This window comes from Pseudomonas sp. 05T35 (assembly GCF_056396605.1).
Genome location: NZ_JBFTLU010000692.1, coordinates 1 through 1,562, shown reverse-complemented (window position 1 = coordinate 1,562; position 1,562 = coordinate 1). Strand labels below are relative to the sequence as shown.

Sequence of the window (1,562 nt, the reverse complement as noted above, 5' to 3'; positions counted from 1 at the left end):
GTGCAGCCTTACTTGACCATAGCGGCGAAGATGGCCGAAGAAGCCAAACAACGTGGTACCTCGCACAACTTAATACAAGATGAAAACCAAAAAGAACCACAGCCAGTAGAGAAGATTTCTGCTGAACATCAGAACCAGATTGATTCATTAAACGACACGGACTGATTACGAGCGACCGCCCCACTGAAAGGGCGGCACTCAAGTTGACATCGGCTTATCCGGGCCTTTTTCCGATCCACTGTTGTTTTGAGACGGAACCCTTGGATTTCAGGGGTGCGATCAGGTAATCAAATTGACTAAACACAATCGCCCCCGCACCGCCGGGGAAAGCATGACCGCGGATGATCGAATGGCGTACATCCGCAATCTCGCCAAATCCCACCTCCTGTCACACAAGGACCTCGCGCTACTCACTGGCTATTCGCGGCACAGCGTCTCCGGTTGGTTAACCGACTGCGACTCGCGTCGCCACCGGGACGTTCCGGCCAGAGCGATCGACCTCCTGCAACTGAGGCGCGCCTCGGCGGATATCAACGGCACCACGTCGACAGGGGGGGAACGGCATGTATCATTATTATCAACGGTCTGAGCACGACGCCTGGTTTCTGCTTCCCTTCAACGCCGGCGAAGACCCGGTCGAGTTGGCCAAGGCGCAGGGGGCGAAGAAGCTCACCATCCTCGCCGTGAACCAGATGATCAGCGACGGCACCGACGCCGAGATCCCGCGTAACCGCGACAAGATCGGCTACCGAGGCCCCCTGTACTTCGACATCGACTGCAAGGACGACCTTGGCCAGGCCATCAGCAGCGCCCAGGAACTGGTCGGTAAGCTGACCCGCATGGGCGTCCCCAAGGACTGCATCGAAATCTATCTGTCTGGCAGCAAAGGCCTGCACATTCTGGTCAATGAGACGTTGTTCACGGGCCAACGCTTCTTCCTGCGCCTGCCGGAAATCTACAAGGAAATGGCTCGCGAACTGTTCGTAACGGGCCTCGACTACTCGGTCTACAGCAGCGGCCGGGGCAACAGTTTCCGCATCGTCAACCTACAGCGCTATGACGGTAAATATCGGGTGCCGGTGACGCCGGATGAACTGGCTGTGCTGACCGTTGACCGTTACCGCGAGTGGGTCAAGGCGCCGCGCACCGTCGAGGTGGACGACCCACAGGGGCGGAAGGTTCACGAGCTGAAGGCCATGTTTGAAGAGGCCAAGAAGCGCGTCAACGCCAAGTCCAAGTTGGTGATCATCGCGTCGTCGGCAGACATGGAGAAGATCCGCGAACCGGTGCCGACCTGTATCCAGTTGCTGTGCGACAGCGAATCGCTCAAGGCTGATGCATCCTACAACCAGGTCGCGACCCAACTGGCCACCTACATCGTGCGCGCCGGCGTGTCGCAGAGCGTGGCCGAAAGCCTCGCCGCGCGGCTGGCCAGCAGCGCCAAGAGCAGCAAGTACAGCACGCCGAAGTTGCGCCGCGATCATATCGAGGCGCAGATCCGCTATGTCAAACACACCCCGATGTTCAGATTTGGCTGCAACGCGATCCGCAGCCTGCTGAGC

1 protein-coding gene is annotated in these 1,562 nt (G+C 58.7%); it reads left to right on the top strand.

From position 1 onward, the window contains the following. Positions 1-563: 563 nt before the first annotated feature. The coding region (locus tag AC1DH9_RS28925; RefSeq protein WP_477809310.1) for a hypothetical protein at positions 564-1,562 on the top strand (999 nt) is incomplete at its 3' end.